The sequence below is a fragment of the Caloranaerobacter sp. TR13 genome, from assembly GCF_001316435.1.
Taxonomy (GTDB): Bacteria; Bacillota; Clostridia; order Tissierellales; family Thermohalobacteraceae; genus Caloranaerobacter.
On record NZ_JXLL01000016.1, the window covers coordinates 17,232 to 36,926 of the forward strand.

General features: G+C 31.6%; 20 protein-coding genes. All 20 read left to right on the forward strand.

From position 1 onward, the window contains the following. The first annotated feature begins 22 nt into the window (after nucleotides 1–22). A complete protein-coding gene (gene tilS, locus TR13x_RS09290; protein ID WP_054871655.1) occupies nucleotides 23–1,447 on the forward strand; it encodes a tRNA lysidine(34) synthetase TilS in 1,425 nt (474 codons plus the stop codon). Next, complete coding sequence (hpt, locus tag TR13x_RS09295; RefSeq protein ID WP_054871656.1) at nucleotides 1,416–1,952, forward strand: hypoxanthine phosphoribosyltransferase; 537 nt, start codon at nucleotides 1,416–1,418, stop codon at nucleotides 1,950–1,952. Before tilS ends, hpt begins: the two co-directional genes overlap by 32 nt. A gap of 103 nt (nucleotides 1,953–2,055) precedes the next feature. Further along, the gene (gene ftsH, locus TR13x_RS09300; RefSeq protein WP_200905848.1) at nucleotides 2,056–3,873 is read left to right on the forward strand and encodes an ATP-dependent zinc metalloprotease FtsH; all 1,818 of its coding nucleotides are present in this window, start codon (nucleotides 2,056–2,058) and stop codon (nucleotides 3,871–3,873) included. A gap of 101 nt (nucleotides 3,874–3,974) precedes the next feature. Continuing rightward, a complete protein-coding gene (locus tag TR13x_RS09305; protein WP_054871657.1) occupies nucleotides 3,975–4,361 on the forward strand; it encodes a thioesterase family protein in 387 nt (128 codons plus the stop codon). A gap of 275 nt (nucleotides 4,362–4,636) precedes the next feature. Further along, the gene (locus TR13x_RS09310) at nucleotides 4,637–6,316 is read left to right on the forward strand and encodes a methylmalonyl-CoA mutase (protein WP_054871658.1); all 1,680 of its coding nucleotides are present in this window, start codon (nucleotides 4,637–4,639) and stop codon (nucleotides 6,314–6,316) included. A gap of 73 nt (nucleotides 6,317–6,389) precedes the next feature. Beyond that, on the forward strand, nucleotides 6,390–6,791 hold the full coding sequence (locus TR13x_RS09315) for a cobalamin B12-binding domain-containing protein (protein ID WP_054871659.1): 402 nt from the start codon (nucleotides 6,390–6,392) through the stop codon (nucleotides 6,789–6,791). A gap of 23 nt (nucleotides 6,792–6,814) precedes the next feature. Then, nucleotides 6,815–7,750, forward strand: a complete 936-nt coding sequence (meaB, locus tag TR13x_RS09320; RefSeq protein WP_054871660.1) for a methylmalonyl Co-A mutase-associated GTPase MeaB — start codon at nucleotides 6,815–6,817, stop codon at nucleotides 7,748–7,750. A gap of 12 nt (nucleotides 7,751–7,762) precedes the next feature. Then, complete coding sequence (mce, locus tag TR13x_RS09325; protein WP_054871661.1) at nucleotides 7,763–8,164, forward strand: methylmalonyl-CoA epimerase; 402 nt, start codon at nucleotides 7,763–7,765, stop codon at nucleotides 8,162–8,164. Nucleotides 8,165–8,202: 38 nt separating this feature from the next. Continuing rightward, nucleotides 8,203–9,750, forward strand: a complete 1,548-nt coding sequence (locus TR13x_RS09330; protein ID WP_054871662.1) for an acyl-CoA carboxylase subunit beta — start codon at nucleotides 8,203–8,205, stop codon at nucleotides 9,748–9,750. Nucleotides 9,751–9,763: 13 nt separating this feature from the next. Next, complete coding sequence (locus tag TR13x_RS09335; RefSeq protein ID WP_054871663.1) at nucleotides 9,764–10,120, forward strand: OadG family protein; 357 nt, start codon at nucleotides 9,764–9,766, stop codon at nucleotides 10,118–10,120. Nucleotides 10,121–10,143: 23 nt separating this feature from the next. Next, on the forward strand, nucleotides 10,144–10,551 hold the full coding sequence (locus TR13x_RS09340; protein ID WP_054871664.1) for a biotin/lipoyl-containing protein: 408 nt from the start codon (nucleotides 10,144–10,146) through the stop codon (nucleotides 10,549–10,551). Between the two features lie 33 nt (nucleotides 10,552–10,584). Then, nucleotides 10,585–11,766 (forward strand): sodium ion-translocating decarboxylase subunit beta, encoded by a 1,182-nt coding sequence (locus tag TR13x_RS09345; protein ID WP_054871665.1) that lies wholly within the window; start codon nucleotides 10,585–10,587, stop codon nucleotides 11,764–11,766. Nucleotides 11,767–11,957: 191 nt separating this feature from the next. Next, complete coding sequence (locus tag TR13x_RS09350; protein WP_255351333.1) at nucleotides 11,958–12,944, forward strand: biotin--[acetyl-CoA-carboxylase] ligase; 987 nt, start codon at nucleotides 11,958–11,960, stop codon at nucleotides 12,942–12,944. A gap of 109 nt (nucleotides 12,945–13,053) precedes the next feature. After that, nucleotides 13,054–13,821, forward strand: coding sequence for a type III pantothenate kinase (locus tag TR13x_RS09355; RefSeq protein ID WP_054871667.1), 768 nt, complete (start codon nucleotides 13,054–13,056; stop codon nucleotides 13,819–13,821). Between the two features lie 43 nt (nucleotides 13,822–13,864). Further along, complete coding sequence (gene dusB, locus TR13x_RS09360) at nucleotides 13,865–14,836, forward strand: tRNA dihydrouridine synthase DusB (RefSeq protein ID WP_255351334.1); 972 nt, start codon at nucleotides 13,865–13,867, stop codon at nucleotides 14,834–14,836. Between the two features lie 106 nt (nucleotides 14,837–14,942). Then, nucleotides 14,943–15,473 carry a transcriptional regulator gene (locus tag TR13x_RS09365; RefSeq protein WP_054871668.1) on the forward strand — a complete coding sequence of 177 codons (531 nt, stop codon included), beginning with the start codon at nucleotides 14,943–14,945 and terminating at the stop codon, nucleotides 15,471–15,473. Between the two features lie 5 nt (nucleotides 15,474–15,478). Beyond that, nucleotides 15,479–16,405 (forward strand): hypothetical protein, encoded by a 927-nt coding sequence (locus TR13x_RS09370; RefSeq protein WP_054871669.1) that lies wholly within the window; start codon nucleotides 15,479–15,481, stop codon nucleotides 16,403–16,405. Between the two features lie 377 nt (nucleotides 16,406–16,782). Further along, entirely contained in the window at nucleotides 16,783–17,376 is a 594-nt protein-coding gene (locus TR13x_RS09375) for a hypothetical protein (RefSeq protein ID WP_054871670.1), read from the forward strand. A gap of 209 nt (nucleotides 17,377–17,585) precedes the next feature. Beyond that, complete coding sequence (gene greA / locus TR13x_RS09380; protein WP_054871671.1) at nucleotides 17,586–18,062, forward strand: transcription elongation factor GreA; 477 nt, start codon at nucleotides 17,586–17,588, stop codon at nucleotides 18,060–18,062. Nucleotides 18,063–18,078: 16 nt separating this feature from the next. After that, a complete protein-coding gene (lysS, locus tag TR13x_RS09385) occupies nucleotides 18,079–19,560 on the forward strand; it encodes a lysine--tRNA ligase (RefSeq protein WP_054871672.1) in 1,482 nt (493 codons plus the stop codon). Nucleotides 19,561–19,695: the final 135 nt, after the last annotated feature.

A 19,695-nucleotide genomic window follows, 5' to 3' on the forward strand; every position in this document is an offset into this window, starting at 1 on the left:
TGCTATAAGATAGGTGATTATTATGAAGGAGAAAGTAATAGATACGATTATAAAAAACAATTTAATTGAAAAAGGAGACAATATTCTTGTAGGTGTTTCGGGAGGGCCTGATTCAATGGCTCTTCTTTATGTTCTAAGAGAAGCTATGAAAAAAATTGATTTTAAATTGTATATTGCACATGTTAATCATGGTGTTAGAGGTAAAGAAGCAGATGAAGACGAAGAATATGTAAGGGAAGTAGCTGATAAATTAGGGACTCCTTTTTATTCAATAAAAGTAGATATGACTAAATATGCTAAAGAAAATAAGCTTTCTGAAGAGGAAGCTGGTAGGGAGATAAGATATGGTTTTTTTAGACAAGTGTTATCACAAATAGGGAATGGTAAGATTGCAGTTGCTCATAATAAAAATGACCAAGCAGAAACTTTGATGATGAGATTTATAAGGGGAACAGGATTAGACGGTTTAAAGGGAATGGATTATAAAAATGGCGATATTATAAGGCCATTGTTAGATGTTAGTAGGGATGAGATTGAAAGATATATAAAAGAAAATAATATTGAAGTTAGAATTGATAAAACAAATTTCAAGCCAATTTATAGTAGAAATAAAATTAGGCTTGAGCTTATTCCTTTTATCAAAGACAACTTTAATGAAAATTTTATTGATACTATTTATAGAACTTCAAGATTGATGTCTATAGATAGTGATTTTCTGAAAAAGCATGCTTTAGAAAAATATGAACAGATGATACATAAAGAGAATAAAAATAAGATCATTATAAGTAGAGAAAAATTTTTAGATCAGCATGATTCTATAAAGTCTAGGATATTGAGAATAGCAATTGAGAAATTATTAGGACATATTAAGGGAATAGAAGAAAAGCATATATATGATGCTATCAATCTTGTATTTAATAATAATACAGGAAAAAGGATTCATTTACCTAAAAATATACAAATTACTATAGGTTATGATTATTTTACAGTACAAAAAATAGATTTGAAGAATGAAATAAAAAATTATGAGTATATAATTGATATAGATAAATCAACAAAAATTGATGATCTAAAGTGCGAAATAATTACGGAAATATTGGATGCTAATGAAGTTGATATAAAAAATAATAGGTTTATAAAATATTTTGATTATGATAAAATATATGGAAACTTATATATTAGAAATAGAAAACCTGGGGATAAATTTTTCCCTTTAGGAATGAAAGGGAAAAAGAAACTAAAAGATTTTTTTATAGATTTAAAAATTCCTAGAGATATAAGAGACAAAATCCCACTTTTAGTAGATGATTGCAATATTATTTGGGTTGTAGGTTATAGGATAAGTGAGCTTTATAAAATTAAACCTGAAACTAAAAGGATTTTAAAAGTACAAATTAAATATAAGGAGGATTTATATGAAACAAGATATTCGACAAATATTAATTGAATCAGATGAATTACAAAAAAGAATTAAAGAATTAGGTGAAGAAATAACTAAAGATTATAAAGATAAGGATTTAGTTGTAATTTGTGTACTTAAAGGAGCAGTACTGTTTATGTCAGATTTATGTAAAAATATTGATATACCATTAAGTATGGACTTTATGGCTGTATCTAGTTATGGTTCATCAACACAATCATCAGGAGTTGTAAGAATTTTGAAAGATTTAGATTCAAGCATTGAAGGTAAAGATGTATTGATTGTAGAAGATATAATAGATACAGGGTTAACTTTAAGCTATTTAGTTGAAAATCTTAAGTCTAGAGGTCCTAGGAGTGTAAAGATATGTACTCTGCTTGATAAACCTGAGAGAAGAAAAGTTGAAGTCAAAGTAGATTATATAGGTTTTACAATACCAGATGAGTTTGTTGTAGGTTATGGGCTAGACTTTAATGAAAAATATAGAAATTTACCATATGTATGTGTTCTTAAAGAAGAAGTTTATGAATAATAAAATAAAAGATAACCTCCTTAGGGTATTGTTGTGTTTTAATGGCCATTATGGTAAAATATTTTAATATGAGAGATTTAGGGCAGTGAGAGGAGGACTCTAGTTGAAAAGATATTTCAGAGGTATAAGTTTCTATCTACTGATGTTCATAATAATTGTTGTAGCAGTTCAGTTTTTCAATAGACCAGTTGGAGAAGTTAAGCAATTTGATTTTACTGAATTAGTTCAGCAGATAAAAAGTGATAATGTAGATTCTATTACCATAGTGAGAGAAGAAGGTACAATTACAGGTAAATTGAAAGATGGAACGGCATTTACATTAATACTTCCACAAGGTACAGAGGAAGACCTTTATGAGGATTATTTAAAGGACCTAATAGATAAAAATAAGATAAGGTACGCTGGAGAAAAACCGCCTGAAACACCTTGGCTTTTAAATATTCTTCCAACGATTTTTATGATACTAATATTTATTGTTTTTTGGTTTGTATTTATGCAGCAGTCACAAGGTGGCGGAAGCAAAGTTATGAATTTTGGAAAAAGCAGAGCAAAACTGCATAAAGATGAAGACAGAAAGAAAATAACGTTTAAAGATGTAGCTGGATTGGAAGAAGAAAAAGAAGAACTTAGAGAAGTAGTAGATTTTCTTAAAAATCCAAGAAAGTATATTGAATTAGGTGCTAGAATACCTAAAGGAATTTTAATGGTTGGTCCTCCTGGTACTGGTAAAACATATTTATCTAGAGCTGTTGCAGGAGAAGCTGGTGTACCTTTTTTCAGCATAAGTGGTTCAGATTTTGTTGAGATGTTTGTAGGAGTAGGTGCTTCAAGGGTAAGAGATTTATTTGAGCAAGCAAAAAAGAATGCTCCTTGTATAGTTTTTATTGATGAGATTGATGCTGTTGGTAGAAGAAGAGGTGCTGGATTAGGTGGAGGACATGATGAAAGAGAGCAAACTTTAAATCAGCTTCTTGTTGAAATGGATGGCTTTGGCGTAAATGAAGGTATTATTGTTATAGCAGCTACAAATAGACCTGATATATTAGACCCTGCGCTTTTAAGACCAGGAAGATTTGATAGACAAGTTTATGTAGGTGTACCAGATATTAAAGGTAGAGAAGCAATTCTAAGAGTACACACTAGAGGTAAACCGTTAGATGATGATGTCGATCTACAAGTTATAGCAAGAAGAACTCCTGGATTTACTCCAGCTGATTTGGAGAATCTATTAAATGAGGCAGCACTATTGACTGCAAGAAAAAATCTAAAGAAGATACCGATGGATTTAATTGAAGAAGCTATAACTAAGGTTATAGCAGGACCTGAAAAGAAAAGTAGGGTAATAAGTGAAAAAGAAAGAAAGCTTACAGCTTATCATGAAGCGGGGCATGCGGTTGTAGCTAGATTATTACCAAATACGGATCCAGTTCATTTAATAAGTATTATTCCAAGAGGTAGAGCTGGTGGATTTACAATGATACTACCTAAAGAAGACAAATACTATATGTCTAAAACAGAAATGGAAGAGACATTAGTGCATCTTCTTGGTGGTAGAGTAGCTGAGAAACTAGTTTTAGATGACATTAGTACAGGAGCCCAGAATGATTTAGAAAGAGCTACTAAGATAGCAAGGGATATGGTAACTCATTATGGTATGAGTGAAAAATTAGGACCTATGACATATGGTACAGATACAGATGAAGTTTTCCTAGGAAGAGATTTAACTAGGAGCAGAAATTATAGTGAGGAAGTAGCAGCTCAAATAGATAGAGAAATGAGAAGTATAATAGATAAGGCTTATAATACAGCGGAGAACTTATTAAAAGAGAATATAGATAAGCTTCATAGAGTAGCAGAGGCTCTATTAGAAAAAGAAACTCTTGATGCTAAGGAATTTGAAGAAATATTTACTATGGAATAAAGTGGTCATTGACCACTTTTTTTTTAATTATGTTATAATAAAAATTAGATATAAATTCTTGATCTTGATATTAAAGAAAGACAGAAAGGGAAGGTGGGTATATGGAGTTTAATTTAAAAGTTGGTTTAGAAGGTATAGCAGAGAAGATTGTAACTGAAGATGATACGGCTGCAAAATTTGGTAGCGGAGATGTTTATGTTTTTGCTACACCAATGATGATAGGGCTTATGGAAAATGCTGCATTGAATGCAGTAGACAAGGAGTTAGGAGAAGGTTATGCGACTGTAGGAATACATGTAGATATTAAGCATTTAGGGGCTACACCAGTTGGTATGAAAGTAAAAGGTATAGCAAAACTTACGAAGATAGATGGTAAAAAATTATATTTTGATGTAGAAGCTTACGATGAAGAAAAGTTAATAGGAAAGGGTACACATACTAGATACATAATAAATGTAAAAGAGTTTTTTGAAAAGATAAAAAAATAGAAGCATAAACTTAAGGAGCTTATGCTTCTATTTTTTTATTCCAATAAATTACCAATTGAGCAAAAAATTAATCACAAAAAAATAGTAAAAAATTTAGAGGAATAATATTTTATGTATAGAATAATTCTATTTATGAAAAATATACTTCAATATTTAAAAAATTTGAAATATATATTGCAAAATTTTGAATTGTATAATAGTCTATATTTGGACGGGAAAACATTTGCTTAACTGTCCGTATTAAAACATGGCCTACTTAAAAAGGAGGATTACAGATGTTTGATAATGAAAAACTAGGCAAAATTTCAGAAGCTAAGAGGGAATGGGAAGATTCCACATTATCAAAAACTATTTCAAGATTTCCTGAGAGAAAAGAAAAATTCACAACAGGTTCAGGATTAGAAGTTAAGAGACTTTATACACCAGAAGATATTAAGGATTTGGATTATAATGAAGATCTAGGATACCCTGGGCAATATCCATTTACACGTGGTGTACAGCCTACGATGTACAGAGGTAGACTTTGGACAATGAGACAATATGCAGGTTTTGCAACAGCAGAAGAATCAAATAAGAGATATAAGTATTTACTAGAGCAAGGACAAACTGGACTTAGTGTAGCTTTTGACTTGCCAACTCAGATTGGATACGATTCAGATCATCCTCTTTCAGAAGGAGAGGTAGGTAAGGTTGGAGTTGCTGTTGATTCTCTTAAAGATATGGAGATTCTTTTTGATGGTATTCCTCTAGATAAGGTAAGTACTTCTATGACTATAAATGCTCCTGCTGCGGTATTATTAGCTATGTATATAGCAGTAGCAGAAAAACAAGGAGTATCAAAAGATAAATTAAGAGGAACTATACAAAATGATATTTTAAAGGAATATATAGCGAGAGGAACTTATATATTCCCACCTCAACCTTCAATGAGACTTATTACAGATATATTTGAATACTGCTCAAAAAATGTTCCAAATTGGAATACAATAAGTATCAGTGGATACCACATAAGAGAAGCAGGTTCTACAGCTGTTCAAGAGGTTGCTTTTACTATTGCTAATGGTATAGCTTATGTTGAGGCAGCTATTAAAGCTGGGCTTGATGTTGATTCATTTGCACCTAGATTATCATTTTTCTTTAATGCTCATAATGACCTATTAGAGGAAGTTGCTAAGTTTAGAGCAGCTAGAAAATTATGGGCGAGAATTATGAAAGAAAGATTTAATGCTAAGAATAAGAAATCAATGGTTATGAAATTCCATACTCAAACAGCTGGTTCTACTTTAACAGCTCAGCAGCCAGACAATAACATAATTCGTGTAACAATTCAAACTTTAGCAGCTGTGTTAGGTGGAACCCAATCACTTCATACTAATTCTAGAGATGAAGCATTGGCATTACCAACAGAAGATTCAGTTAGAATAGCTTTAAGAACTCAGCAAATAGTAGCTCATGAAAGTGGAGTTACTGAAACTATAGATCCATTAGCAGGTTCATACTATATAGAAAGTTTAACTAAGAGAATAGAAGAAGAAGCTTACGAGTACATTAAGAAAATAGATGAACTTGGCGGTTCTCCTAAAGCTATAGAAAAAGGATTTATACAAAAAGAAATTCAAGATAGTGCATATAGATATCAAATGGAAGTAGAAACAGGAAAGAGAATAGTAGTTGGTGTTAATAAATATCAAATAGAAGAAGAAGGGCATAAAGACATATTAAAAGTAGATCCTTCAGTAGGTGAATTGCAGAAAGAAAAATTAAGAAAATTAAGAGAAGAAAGAGATAATGAAAGAGTAAAAGAAGCTCTTGAAGCTTTAAGGAAAGCTGCAAAAACTAACGAAAATACAATGCCATATATTTTAGATGCAGTTAAAGCTTATGCTACATTAGGAGAAATCTGTGGTGTACTAAGAGAAGAGTTTGGAGAATATCAACCTTCAATAATTCTATAAAATATTAGCTTTAAGGGTTAGTTTTGTTTTAGCAAAACAAAACTTATACTATTATCTTTGAGGAGGTTTAACAATGAGTGAAAGACCTATTAGAGTACTAGTAGCCAAGCCAGGACTAGATGGCCATGATAGAGGAGCAAAGGTAATTGCTAGAGCACTTAGAGATGCTGGCATGGAGGTTATTTATACAGGTTTAAGACAAACTCCAGAGCAAATTGTTGCAGCTGCTATTCAAGAGGATGTAGATGTAGTAGCTATGAGTATATTATCAGGCGCTCACAATCATTTGTTTCCAAAAGTAGTTAATTTATTAAGAGAACAGGGCGCTGAAGATGTTTTAGTAGTAGGTGGTGGAGTTATTCCTGAGGATGATATACCTTTCTTGAAAGAATCAGGAATATCAGAAATATTTACTCCTGGTACTCCAACATCAGTAGCAATAGACTATATTAGGGAACATGTTAAAAGAAAATAGCAATTATTAGGTGGTGCAATAATTTGGATCTTGAAAAAAGATTACTTGAAGGTGACAAGAGAGCTTGTGCAAGGCTTATATCAATGTTTGAGATGGGTAGTAGTGAAGCAATAAATCTTATTAAGAAGCTTTATAAATATACTGGAAAAGCTCATGTCATTGGTATAACAGGGCCTCCTGGTGGTGGCAAAAGTACTTTAACAGATAAACTGGTAAAGGAATTAAGAAAAAGGGGCAAGAAGGTGGGGATAATTGCAATAGACCCTACTAGCCCCTTTACAGGTGGAGCAATATTAGGTGATAGAATAAGAATGCAAGATTTAGCAACGGATCCTGGCGTATTTATTAGAAGCATGGGTACTAGAGGTTCATTAGGAGGACTTTCAAAAGCAACATATGGTGCAATTAAGATATTAGATATTTTTGGAGTAGATTATATTTTTGTTGAAACTGTTGGAGTTGGTCAATCTGAAGTTGATATAGTTAAAATAGCAGATACTGTTGTAATGATTATGGTACCAGGTTTAGGAGATGATATACAAGCTATAAAGGCTGGTGTTATGGAAATAGGAGATATATTTGCAGTAAATAAGAGTGATTTAGATGGAGCAGATAAAACAGCTTTAGAAATAGAGATGATGCTTAAGTTTGGAGAAAGTAAAGGTTGGAAGCCACCTGTACTTAAAGTATCAGCATCTAATAATACGGGTATTGATGAGCTTTTAGCAAAAATAATTAATCATAAAGAATATATGATTGACTCTGGTGAATTTGAAAAACGACGACTAGCAAATGCTAGATTAGAGGTATTGAAATTAGTAGAAGAAAAACTTATGGCTATAGTGCTGAAAAAGACAAGTAATGGACATTATTTAGATAACTTATCTGAGAAAATTGCAAAAAGGGAAATAGATCCTTATACTGCTAGGGATAAAATTATTACTATGTTAGGAGAATAAGGAGGATAAGAAATGGTAAAAAAAGTAGACCATATTGGTATAGCGGTTAAAAATTTAGAGGAAACTTTGAAGTTTTATCAAGAAGTATTAGGCTTAGAATTAGATGGAATTGAAGTTGTCGAAGAACAAAAAGTAAAAGTAGCATTTTTACCAATTGGCGATACTGAAATCGAGCTTCTAGAGTCAACAGACAAGGAAGGACCTATAGCGAGATATATTGAGAAAAAGGGAGAGGGAATTCAACATATAGCTTATAGAGTTGATGATATAGAAAAAGCAATAGAAGAAATGAAAAGTAAAGGTATTAGAATGATAGATGAAAAGCCAAGATATGGAGCAGGTGGTGCAAAAATAGCTTTCTTACATCCAAAGAGTACTTATGGCGTATTAATTGAATTATGTCAAAGAGACTAATATATACCTAATGAGTTAAAACTTAAGGAGGTAAATTCATGTCAATTGAAAAAATAGAGAAGCTTAGGGCGGCTAAAGAGAAAATTAGACTAGGTGGAGGAATTGAAAGAATAGAGAAGCAGCATAAAAGCGGTAAATTGACAGCAAGAGAGAGAATAAATCTATTACTTGATGAAGGAAGTTTTGTTGAATTAGATACTTTTGTTGAACATAGATGTACTAATTTTGGAATGGATAAAAAGAAAGCACCAGGGGAAGGTGTAGTGACTGGTTATGGAACAATCGATGGTAGGCTTGTATACGTATATGCCCAAGATTTTACAGTGATAGGTGGTTCTCTAGGAGAAATGCATGCTGCTAAAATATGCAAAGTACAGGATATGGCATTAAAAATGGGGGCACCTATAATTGGATTAAATGATTCAGGAGGAGCTAGAATACAAGAAGGTGTAGATGCTTTATCGGGTTATGGTAGAATATTTTATAAAAACACTATATCATCTGGAGTTATTCCTCAGATATCAGTAATTATGGGACCATGTGCAGGAGGAGCTGTATACTCACCGGCACTTACAGACTTTATATTTATGATAGAGAATACAAGTAAGATGTTTATTACAGGGCCACAAGTTATTAAGACTGTAACTGGCGAAGATGTTTCTGCAGAAAAATTAGGAGGAGCTATGACTCACAATAGTGTGAGTGGAGTTGCACATTTTATTGATAGTACAGAAGAGGATGCTATAAATAGAATAAGAAAATTATTAAGCTTTTTACCATCAAATAATTTAGAAGATCCTCCAGCATTTGATACTGATGATGATATAAATAGAATAGATGAAATTTTAAATGAAATTGTACCTGATAATCCTAATAAGCCATATGATATGAAAGAAATTATAAAGATAATAGCCGATAATGGAGATTTCTTTGAAGTACAGCCTTATTTTGCTCAAAATATCATAACAGGATTTATAAGATTAAATGGTAAATCAGTTGGAGTAATTGCAAATCAACCTAAAGTGCTAGCAGGTTGTTTAGATATTAATGCAGCAGATAAAGCTTCAAGGTTTATAAGAACTTGTGATGCTTTTAATATACCATTGCTAAATTTAGTAGATGTTCCAGGATTTTTACCAGGTACAGACCAAGAATATGGTGGAATTATAAGACATGGAGCAAAAATGCTATATGCATATAGTGAGGCTACTGTACCGAAAGTTACTTTAGTTGTAAGGAAGGCATATGGAGGTTCATATCTTGCTATGTGTAGTAAAGATATGGGTGCAGATTTAGTATTTGCATGGCCTAATGCAGAAATTGCTGTTATGGGACCAGAAGGTGCTGCGAATATTATTTTCAGAAAAGAAATACAGAATTCAGATGACCCATTAACTACAAGGACTGAAAAAATCAAAGAGTATAGAGATACAGTAGCAAATCCATATGTAGCTGCTTCAAGAGGATTTGTTGATGATGTTATTGAGCCTATGACTACAAGGCAAAGAATTATTAGTGCATTTGATATGTTATCAAGTAAGAGGGAAAATAGACCGGCTAAGAAGCACGGAAATATGCCCCTATAAAGAGGTGATATGATTGCTAGGAGATAAGGTTACTTTAAGTCAAGCTTTGATAGTTACAGTATTTAGTATGGGTATAGTTTTCTTGGCACTGCTTGTTATTTCTTATATTATAGATGGATTTAGATTTATCTTTTATAAAGATGATAAAAAAGTAGATAAAGATCCAAAAAAAGCTATTACACCTGAAAAAAGTGTGCCAAAGGAAACTATTAATGAAGAGGATGATGAAGAATTAATAGCAGTTATAACGGCTGCTATTGCAGCAAGTATATCTAGACCAGCTTCTGAAATCAAGGTAAGAAATATAAGAAGAATACCTGCAAATACACCAATCTGGGCTAGAGCTGGTAGACTTAAGCAGATGAATTAATCGATAGATAAGGAGGCTAAAAAATGAAAAAATATATAATTACAGTTAATGGAAAGAAGTATGAAGTTGAGGTTGAAGAAGTAAGACAAGGAGCACCTGAAAGAGTGAGTGCACCTGTTGTTACTAAACCAGTTGTTAAAACACCACAGAAAGAAGTAAAAAGAGAGCCAAAAGCTGAACCTAAAAAAGAAGTAGAAACAAAACCAGCTTTGCAAGGAGCTGAAACGGTAGAAGCTCCAATGCCAGGAACTATATTAGATATAAAAGTTAAAGAAGGGGATAATGTAAAGGGTGGTCAAGTTTTAGTAATACTTGAAGCTATGAAAATGGAAAATGAAATAGTAGCACCAAGAGATGGAAAAGTAGTTAGTATAAATACAACTAAAGGCGCTTCTGTAAATGCAGGCGATCCACTAGTATCACTTGAATAAATATAAATAAATCAGAAAGTGGGGTAAACCTAGATGTTTTTAGATATACTAGAGCAGTTTTGGACAAGTACAGGTTTTTCCGCATTAACTATAAAAGAAGTTATAATGCTTGTAATCGCCTCCACACTTCTTTATTTAGCGATTAAAAAAGGATATGAGCCGTATTTATTAATACCAATTGCTTTTGGTATGTTGCTTACTAATTTACCATTAGGTGGACTTATGGCTGAACCTGTAAAAGAGTTAGTGACAGATCCTGTAACAGGTAAAATGGTATATAAAACTAAACAAGTAGGAGGACTATTATATTACCTATATCAAGGAACAAAGTTAGGGATTTATCCTCCAATTATCTTTTTATGTGTAGGTGCAATGACTGATTTTGGTCCATTGATTGCTAATCCTAGAAGTTTACTTTTAGGAGCAGCTGCACAATTTGGTATATTTTTTACTTTTATTGGAGCTATATTTTTAGGATTCACAGGACCTGAAGCTGCATCCATAGGTATAATTGGAGGGGCAGATGGACCTACTGCATTATATTTAACAACTAGATTAGCACCTCATCTATTAGGTGCTATAGCTGTGGCTGCCTATTCTTATATGGCATTAGTTCCAATCATACAGCCACCAATAATGAGAGCACTTACAACTGAAAAAGAGAGAAAGGTTAAAATGCAGCAGCTAAGACCAGTTTCCAAAAAGGAAAAAATTATTTTCCCTATAGTTGTTGCTACATTCAGTATATTATTGTTACCATCATCAGCGCCACTTCTTGGAATGCTTATGTTTGGTAATTTGATTAGAGAATCAGGTGTAGTTGAAAGACTTTCAAATACTGCACAGAATGCTTTATCAAACATTATTACAATCTTCTTAGGTTTAACAGTTGGTGCTACAGCTAAAGCTGAGTCTTTCCTTGATATAACAACAATCAAGATAATTGTACTAGGACTAATAGCCTTTTCAATAGGTACAGCAGCAGGAGTTATATTCGGAAAGATCATGTATAAAGTTTCTGGAGGTAAAGTAAATCCATTAATAGGTGCCGCAGGGGTGTCTGCGGTTCCTATGGCAGCTAGAGTTGTACAAAAGGTAGGACAACAAGAAAATCCAACTAACTTCTTATTAATGCATGCTATGGGGCCAAACGTTGCTGGAGTTATTGGTTCTGCAATAGCAGCAGGTGTATTGTTAATGTTCTTTGGAGGTTAGTAGAAACTAGTTTTAAAGAGGACACTAATTTAAAGTTTGAGTTTGTTAACAAAATATTTATACTTATGAAAAAAGAATTTCTGATTCTAAACTTCGGGCTTTATGCCCGAAGTTTTCTTATATTATTTTTTCCTTTGCAAATGATATAATATTACTAAGCTTTAGATAAAATACTCTTATGGGGAGGAAAAATGGTGAAAGATGAAATTTTAAAGCTGCTTAAAGAAAATAATAATAGATTTGTTTCTGGACAAAGTATTAGTGATACTTTAAATGTAAGCAGAACAGCAATATGGAAGTATATAAATCAATTAAGAGAAGAAGGTTATCTAATTGATTCAGTTACACGAAAAGGATACAAGTTAACTTATACACCAGATATATTGACTTACGTAGAAATTGCAGAATACTTAAAAACGAATTATATTGGTAGAAAAATAGTATATTTTGAAAGTATAGATTCAACCAATATTAAAGCTAAACAGTTAGCCACTGAAGGTATAAAAGAGGGTACAGTTGTAATATCAGAAGAGCAGACTATGGGTAGAGGACGATTAGGACGAAAATGGTTATCTCCCAAAGGTAAGGGAATTTGGATGTCTATAATACTTAGGCCAGATATTAATCCAATAGACGCTTCAAAAGTAACGCAAATAGGAGCGGCTGCCATATGGAAAACACTTAAGAAAGTAGGGGTAGATGCCTATATAAAATGGCCAAATGACATAGTTTTAAATGGTAAAAAAGTTTGTGGTATTTTAACAGAAATGAGTGCTGAACTTAATAGAATAAATTATTTAGTTATAGGCATGGGAATAAATGTAAATGTAAATTCAGAAGAATTTCCTGAAGAAATAAAGGATATAGCTACTTCTATTAAGGCTGAGATAGGACATGATGTAGATAGAAAGTTTATTGTAGCTGAAATTCTTAATAATTTTGAGGGATTTTATAATGAGCTTATTAAATATGGTAGTATAAAAACTTCAATTGAAATATGTAGAGAAGCTTCGATTTTACTAGGAAGAGAAATAAAAATTATTACTAATAAAGGGGAAAGAAAAGCTAAAGCTATAGATATAACAGACCAAGGAGAATTATTAATAGAAGAAAACGGACAGATTAAAAAGTTAGTATCAGGAGAGATATCTGTAAGAGGAATATATGGGTATGTATAAATAATTAATAAAATTTAAATAGTATTGAATAAATATTTTAAAATTGCTAAAATCTAAGTAAATTGTGTTTAAAAATTGTATATAAATAGCAAAGGAGAAGGTGAACATTTTGATATTAGTATTTGATGTTGGAAATACGAATATTGTATTAGGAGTATATGAAGGCAAGAATCTATTAAAATATTGGAGAATTTCTACAGATAAAAATAAAACTTCAGATGAATATGGGATGCTTATTAATCAGTTGTTTGAATATAATGGGTTTAAACTTAATCAAGTTGAAGCTGTTATAATATCTTCAGTAGTACCACCACTTATGTATTCATTACAAGCTATGTCAATAAAATACTGCAATAAAGAACCACTTATAGTTGGACCTGGAATTAAAACTGGAATGAATATTAGATATGATAATCCTAAGCAGGTAGGTGCTGATAGAATTGTTAATGCTGTTGCTGCATATGAAAAATATGGAGGACCTACGATAATAGTTGATTTTGGTACTGCTACAACTTTTTGTGCAGTATCTGAAGAAGGGGATTATCTTGGCGGTGCTATTGCGCCAGGTATTAAAATTTCAAGTGAAGCACTTTTTCAAAGAGCAGCTAAATTACCTAAGATTGAGTTGATAAAGCCAAAAACTGTTATATGTAAGAATACTGTAAGTAGTATGCAGTCGGGGATAATATATGGCTATGTAGGTATGGTTGACTATATTGTTGAAAGAATGAAAAAAGAGATAAAGGGAGAAGTAAAAAACGTTGTGTGTACGGGAGGACTGTCTACTTTAATTGCAAGTGAGTCTAGAACTATTAATAAAGTAGACAAGTTATTAACATTAGAAGGTTTGAGAATAATATATGAAAGAAACAAGTAGCCTAATAAGGCTACTTTTTTAACGAAAGGAGAAATGAGGTGAAATGGTGAAAATAGGTAATGTTGAAACAAAAAATAATGTTTTTCTTGCTCCAATGGCAGGGATTACAGATATGGCATTTAGATTGATTTGCAGTGAATTAGGAGCAGGGCTCGTTTACAGTGAAATGATAAGTACAAAGGGCCTTTATTATGAAGATAAGAAAACATACGAGTTAATGAAGATAGATGAAGGGGAAAGACCTATAGCACTGCAAATATTTGGTCATGAACCAGATATTATGGCTCATGTCGTAGCATCAAAATTAAATAAACAAGACGATATTGACATTATCGATATAAATATGGGATGTCCCGCACCTAAAATAGTTAAAAATGGAGATGGAAGTGCTTTATTAAAGGAACCAAAGATAGTTAGACAAATTGTAAGAGCTGTTGTTAAAGTGGCAGACAAACCTGTTACTGTAAAAATAAGAATGGGATGGGACGAAAAAAGTATAAATGCAGTAGAAATAGCTAAAATTATTGAAGATGAAGGAGCAGCCTTAGTGGTTGTACATGGTAGAACTAGAGAACAATTTTATTCTGGAGAGGCAAACTGGGAAATAATTAGAGAAGTTAAAAGAAATGTATCAATTCCAGTTGTAGGCAATGGGGATATTTTTACTCCTGAGGATGCTAAGAGAATGATTGATTACACTGGTTGCGATGGAGTAATGATAGGTAGAGGAAGTCAGGGGAACCCTTGGATTTTTAAAAGAACCGTAGCATTTATTGAAAATGGAGAAGAAATACCGCTACCAACAAATCGTGAGAAAATAGATATGGCGATAAGACATCTCGAGCTGTTAACTAGCTTTAAGGGAGAAAAGATTGCAGTTAGAGAGATGAGAAAACATATTGGGTGGTATATTAAAGGCATGAGTAATGCAGCAGATATGAGAAGAAGGATAAATACTATTGATGATAAAGATGAAATTATAGATGTGTTAAGTAAATACTTGGAGAAGTTATAAGATGGTTAGTTTTGACCATCTTTTTTCTTTATAAAAATTGTACAAAATGGTAATATATAAGTATGAGTTCAATGTTGTGCACAATGTAGATGGGGGAGGTGGATTGTTGGATATAGTTAGAATTGGAGACAAGGTAATAGATATAAATAAAATATACAGAAATATTAATAAAATCATTGAATTAAGAATAAGGGGTAAATCGCAGCAGGAAGTTGCAAATATTTTAGGAATTCATAGAACATTTATTTCTAGACTAGAAGGTTTAGGGGAGATAAGAAAGGGAAAGAGTGTAGCTCTAATTGGATTTCCGATAAAAAATAAGGAAGAGGTTGAGAATCTTTGTCTTAAATATGGCATTGAATATAATTTCTTAATGTCAGAAGAAGAACGCTGGAGATTTTTACAAGATAGAAGTGGGTTAGAATTGTTCAATAAGGTATTGGATATTATAGCTGAGTTAAGGAATTATGATTTAATTATTACGTTGTTTTCTGATATGAGAAACTCTTTAGTGCATAAATTGTTGGATAAAGAAATTATATCGATAGATATTGGCCAATCTCCTCTGACAGAAGATGTTGAAATTGATTTAAAAGTTATAGAAAATATTCTTAAATTAGTTAAAGACAGGGGGTAAGTATTTTGAAGAGAGTTGTAAGTGTTAGTTTGGGTTCATCTAAAAGAAATCATAGAGTTGAGGTTAATATTTTTGGGGAGGATTTTATAATAGAAAGAATTGGTACAGATGGGGATAGAGATAAAGCTATAGAATTAATTAAGGAATTAGATGGTAAGATTGATGCTTTTGGAATGGGTGGTATAGATATATATTTAACTTGCAAAGATAAAAGATACATAATAAAGGATTCACTCCCAATTAAAGCAGCTGCCAAAAAAACTCCAATGTTAGACGGAACTTTTTTAAAAGATACTTTAGAGAGAAGAGCTATAAGATATATAAACGAAAATAATATTATTAATTTGAAAGGGAAGAAGGTTCTTATTACATCAGCACTTGATAGATATGGTATGGCTGAGGCTTTTCAAGAGGCTGGTAGCAATGTGGTTTATGGGGATGCTATATTTGCTTTAGGAATACCTATAAAAATCAAATCATATAATACACTATATAATATAGCGAGAATAATTGCACCAATAGCTGTTAAAATGCCATTTGAAATGTTATATCCTACAGGACAAAAACAAAACAAATCTGTTGATAGTAAATTTTCTAAATACTACTATGAGGTAGATATAATAGCTGGTGATTTTAATTATATAAAGAGATATATGCCTGAAAATATGGAAGGAAAGATTATAATAACAAATACAGTAACTTCGTATGATATAGAGGATATGAAAAAAAGAGGAGTTAAGATATTAGTGACTACTACTCCTGAGTTCAATGGTAGATCATTTGGTACAAATGTAATGGAAGCTATGATTGTTGCTTTCTTAGGTAAAAATCCTGATGAAATGACTAGTGAAGACTTTAATAAAGCTTTAGATACTCTAGAATTCAAACCAAGAATAGAGTATTTGAATGATAAGGAGGAAGCTTTAGTTTAATAATTTATGGGGGGATTATATGGAAGGGTAAATGGGTTTATATTTTAGAACCGCAGTATTATAGAAAATTTATTAAAAGAGGAATAATAAAAGTTATTCCTGATAGAATATTATTAAATCTTGAAAAAAAAATAAAACCTAAAATTGTATGTAAATACATAAGTAATAATGAAGTAAAAGGTTATGGAGTAGGAATTTTTCTTGAAGATAAAGAGGATAACTATAAAGAAATTACTGAAAGAATAGTTAATAGTATTAATTATTTAAATTTAGAAGATATAGATAAAATTCTTTTATATAGAATTGATTTACTTGACAGTGACAGTATCGAATATATTCAACAAAAACACAATATTAAAGTGTGTGATGGTAGAGATTTGAAAAGCAAGCTGGTAATATACGCTTTAAAAAAACTGCTTAAGGATAAATATAAATTATTTAAGGACAAAGAAATTCTTATTATTAGTGATAATACTGATGTAAGCAGGGATATAGTTTTTGAAATTGCAAAGGAATTTAAATATATTACAGTTTTAGGGGAAAATAAAGAGTTTGTTAATGAATTAGCAGATGATATTCTAAATGAAAATGGACTTTCTATATATACAACAATAAGATCTATCAGAAAGTTGAACAAATATAATATAATCGTTAATTTGAATAACAATTTAAAATTAAAGGTATTAGATATTTGTGATGATAGTATTATATTCGATTTTAGTGTTGAAAGAGTAATGCTTAAAGAAATAAATAAAACAAAAAAGATGGTAGCAGTAATAACTGACTTTATATTTAAAAGGAATCAGGATATAAAAAGTTTGCCATCAGGGTATGAGTTTGATAAAGAAATACCTGCACATTTTTATCAAAGTATACAGATGCCTAATTCTAGAGATTTAGTGAAAATTGAGATTAACAATAAAAGATATAGGTTTAAAGAAGCTAGAAAAATGTTCTTTGGGCATGTATAGGTACAATTATAACTATTATAACTATGTGCGAATTTGAACTAAATAAGTTTATTAACCTCTTGACAATGTTATATACCTAAATTATAATAGTCATCATACAAAAGATGGGTATGGCACTGTAAAAAATTTACGGTGCTTATTATTTAAGACAAACAATAATAAAAATTATCAAGATTAGATAAAATTGGTTATGAAGGGGAGAGAGCAAAGTGGCAGATAAAGAAGTGGTTTTAACCGTAGAAGGGTTAAAAAAGATTGAAGATGAATTAGAGTATCTTAAAACGGTTAGAAGAAAAGAGGTAGCCGAAAGAATTAAGCATGCACTTGCTTTTGGAGATATCAGTGAGAACTCAGAGTACGATGAAGCAAAGAATGAACAAGCACAATTAGAGGAGAGAATAGCTAAATTAGAAGGAATATTAAGAACAGCTAGGATTATAGACGATGAGGATATTAACTTAGAGACGGTAAGTATAGGCACTAAAGTTAAGGTTAAAGATTTAGAATTTGATGAGGAAATAGAATATACTATTGTAGGTTCAGCAGAAGCAGATCCATACGAAGGTAAGATTTCTAATGAATCACCTGTAGGGGAAGCTTTAATTGGAAGGAAAATAGGAGAAATAGTAGAGGTACAGGTTCCAGATGGGGTTATTAGGTATGAGGTACTAGAGATAACTAGGTAATTTGGAGGTGCATTGAATGGTATATGAAGAAAGTAATCTTAATGAAATGCTAAGGCTTAGGAGAGAAAAACTTAATAAACTTAGAGAAGTAGGAAGAGACCCATTTAAGATAGAAAAATATGAAGTAACTCATCATAGTAAATATATTATTGATAATTTTGATGAAATGGAAGGAAAGTTTGTTTCGATAGCAGGTAGGATTATGTCTAAAAGAGGACATGGTAAAGCAAGTTTTATCGATATACAAGATAGTGAAGGCAGAATTCAAGTATTTGTAAAGGTTAATTTAATTGGAGAAGAAGAATACGAATTCTTTAAAACTTATGATATTGGAGATATAATTGGCGTAAAGGGAGAAGTATTTAAAACAAAGAAAGGCGAAATTTCTGTAAAAGCGCAAGAAATCGTATTACTTACTAAATCATTGCAAATATTACCTGAGAAGTTCCATGGGCTTAAAGATCCAGATTTAAGATATAGACAGAGATATGTAGATTTGATTGTAAATCCAGAAGTGAAGCAAACATTTATTTTAAGGTCAAAAATAATAAAAGCAGTTAGAGAATATTTAGATAATAGAGGCTTCTTAGAAGTTGACACACCAATTTTGAACACTATAGCTGGTGGTGCGGCTGCTAGGCCATTTATCACTCATCATAACACTTTAGATATAGATATGTACTTAAGAATTGCAAATGAGCTGTATTTAAAAAGATTAATAGTAGGTGGCTTTGATAAGGTTTATGAAATGGGCAGAATGTTTAGAAATGAAGGAATGTCAATAAAACATAATCCTGAATATACTGCCATTGAATTATACCAGGCTTATGCTGATTATGAAGATATGATGAAATTAACTGAAAATTTAGTTGCGTATGTTGCAGAAAAAGCGTTAGGAACAACTAAAATAAATTATCAAGGTAAAGAAATAGATTTAACACCACCATGGAATAGAATGAGTATGGAAGAGGCAGTAAAGAAATATGCAGGGGTAGACTTTAGTGAAATAAATACGGATGAAGAAGCATTAAAAATAGCAGAAGAAAAAGGAATAGAAATAAAGCCAGGAATGACTAGAGGCCATGTAATAAATGAGCTATTTGAAGAGTATGCAGAGGAACATTTAGTTCAGCCTACTTTTATTACACATCATCCAGTAGAGGTATCACCATTAGCTAAGAGAAATCCTGATAACCCAAGGATAACTAATAGATTTGAAGCATTTGTTAATACATGGGAGATAGCTAATGCATTTTCTGAATTAAACGATCCAATAGATCAAAGACAGAGATTTATTGAACAATTAAAACAAAGAGAAGCAGGTGACGATGAAGCTCATATGATGGATACTGATTTCCTAAATGCTCTAGAGGTAGGTTTACCACCAACTGGAGGACTAGGTATAGGTATAGATAGATTGATAATGATTTTAACTAATCAGTCATCAATCAGAGATGTTATACTATTCCCAACTATGAAGCCTATTGAAAATAAATAATTATATTTAGTTCAAGCTAAGAGTTGAAATACTCTTAGCTTTTTTAAATGTATTTGATATTATGAAAAATGTTCTTGACTAATGAAAAATTTTGTGGTAAATTATTTCTTGCCGTTGAGGAAAAGGCAAAAGAAA